The following is a 2397-nucleotide window of genomic DNA, read 5'->3' on the forward strand; positions in this document are numbered from 1 at the left end:
GCACCCAGCTCGGCCGCGTCCGCGGCCTCGGCTCCGCCAAGGCCGGCTCCCACCATTGGTGGCTGTCCCGGCTGACCTCCGTGGCATTGATCCCGCTGACCCTGTGGTTCGTCTTCGGTGCCCTGAGCATCGTCGGCGACGGCCATGCGGCGGCGGTCGAGTGGCTCAGCTCGCCCTTTTCGGCCGTTATGGCGATCCTGTTCGTCGGTGTGACGTTTCAACACACCGCCTCCGGTATCCAAGTCGTTCTGGAAGACTATGTTCATAACGAACTGGTGAAGATGGCATCGATCATCGCTGCCAAGTTCCTGTGCTTCGCTCTCGCGGTCGCCGGAATTTTCGCCGTTCTCAAGATTGCATTCGGAGGCTGAGGCAGCGATGGCGACCGCCTATCAGATTATCGACCACACCTACGACGTCGTCGTCGTGGGCGCCGGCGGAGCCGGCCTGCGGGCCACCTTCGGCATGGCGGAAAAGGGCTTGAAGACCGCGTGCATCACCAAGGTGTTCCCCACCCGCAGCCACACGGTCGCGGCGCAGGGCGGCATCAGTGCGGCACTGGGCAACATGGGCGAGGACGACTGGCGCTGGCACATGTACGACACCGTCAAGGGGTCGGACTGGCTGGGTGACCAGGACGCGATCGAGTACATGTGCCGGGAGGCGATGCCCGCCATCATCGAGCTCGAGCACTACGGCGTGCCGTTCTCGCGGACCCCGGAAGGCAAGATCTACCAGCGCGCCTTCGGCGGCATGACCACCAAGTACGGCGAAGGCCGCGCATACCGTACCTGCGCCGCCGCCGACCGCACCGGCCACGCCATCCTGCACACGCTGTATCAGCAGTCGCTGAAGCACGAGGCGGAGTTCTTCGTCGAGTATTTCGCGCTCGACCTGATCATGGACGAGGACGGCGTCTGCCGCGGCGTCATGGCCTGGAACCTCGACGACGGCACGATCCACCGGTTCAACGCCCATCTGGTGGTGCTGGCGACCGGCGGCTACGGCCGCGCCTACTTCTCCTGCACGTCCGCCCATACCTGCACCGGCGACGGCAACGCCATGGTCCTGCGCGCGGGCCTGCCGCTCCAGGACATGGAGTTCGTGCAGTTCCACCCGACCGGCATCTACGGTTCGGGCTGCCTGATCACCGAGGGCGTACGCGGCGAAGGCGGCTACCTGACCAACTCGACCGGCGAACGTTTCATGGAGCGCTATGCGCCGTCGGCCAAGGACCTTGCGTCCCGCGACGTCGTCAGCCGCTCCATGACCATCGAGATCCGTGAAGGCCGGGGCGTCGGTACCCACAAGGACCACATCCACCTTCACCTCGAGCACCTGGACCCGTCGATCATCCACGAGCGCCTGCCCGGCATCGCCGAGACGGCCAAGATCTTCGCGGATGTCGACGTCGCCAAGGAGCCGATCCCGGTCCTGCCGACCGTCCACTACAACATGGGCGGCATTCCGACCAACTACCGCTGCGAAGTCGTCCGTCCGACCCCGGACAATCCCGATCAGGTCGTTCCGGGATTGATGGCGATCGGCGAAGCGGCCTGCGTGTCGGTCCACGGCGCCAACCGCCTGGGCTCCAACTCGCTGCTCGACCTGGTCGTGTTCGGCCGCGCCGCCGCTATTCGGGCCGCCGAAATCATCGACAAGGGCTCCTCGCACAAGCCGACGCCCAAGGGCGGCGCCGATCTGGCGCTGGAACGCCTCGACCGGCTGCGCCACGCCAAGGGCGAGGTCCGTACCGCCGACCTCCGGGCCGAGATGCAGCGCAATATGCAGAACAACTGCGCGGTGTTCCGCACCGGCGAGGTTCTGGATGAGGGCGTGCAGCTCATGCAGGAGGCCTGGAAGAAGCGCCCGCATGTCAGCATCACGGATCGTACGCTCGTCTGGAATTCGGACCTTGTCGAAGCCATCGAACTCGACAACCTGATGTATCAGGCTGTCGTCACGATGAACTCGGCGGCCAACCGGACGGAGAGCCGCGGCGGCCACGCCCGCGAGGACTATCCGGACCGTGACGACGAGAACTGGATGAAGCACACCGTGGTCGGCATCGACGAGAGCGGCAAGACGACCTTCGAGTTCCGTCCTGTCCACCTCTACACGCTGACCAACGAGGTCCAGCCCTTCCCGCCGAAGGCACGCGTTTACTGATCACACGGGCCATAACAGAAAAGCCGGAGCGGTATCGACCGCTCCGGCACCGGCCCGCGGACTGATGCGGGCGAGGTTTTCGAGGAAACGGAAACGATGGTTGAGTTCGCGCTACCCCGCAATTCGCGGATCACGCCAGGCAAGAAGGTCTCGATAGTCAAGGGCGCCAAGCGCGCCAAGAACTTCAAGATCTACCGGTGGAACCCCGAGGACGGCCAGAACCCGCAT

Annotated in this window: 2 protein-coding genes; both read left to right on the forward strand. The window is 65.1% G+C overall.

Features of this window, described 5'->3' with window-relative positions; genetic code table 11:
- A partial coding sequence (gene sdhD / locus N826_RS38700) for a succinate dehydrogenase, hydrophobic membrane anchor protein (protein WP_044437903.1) occupies positions 1–371 on the forward strand: 371 nt, incomplete at its 5' end.
- A gap of 7 nt (positions 372–378) precedes the next feature.
- Complete coding sequence (gene sdhA / locus N826_RS38705; RefSeq protein ID WP_044437905.1) at positions 379–2169, forward strand: succinate dehydrogenase flavoprotein subunit; 1791 nt, start codon at positions 379–381, stop codon at positions 2167–2169.
- The last annotated feature ends 228 nt before the right edge of the window (positions 2170–2397 follow it).

The sequence above is a fragment of the Skermanella aerolata KACC 11604 genome (assembly GCF_000936425.1).
Classification (GTDB): domain Bacteria; phylum Pseudomonadota; class Alphaproteobacteria; order Azospirillales; family Azospirillaceae; genus Skermanella; species Skermanella aerolata.

What these genes read in the sequence shown, in the direction of transcription:
- sdhA (WP_044437905.1), top strand. Translation starts at nt 379, where the DNA reads ATGGCGACCGCCTATCAGATTATCGACCACACCTACGACGTCGTCGTC.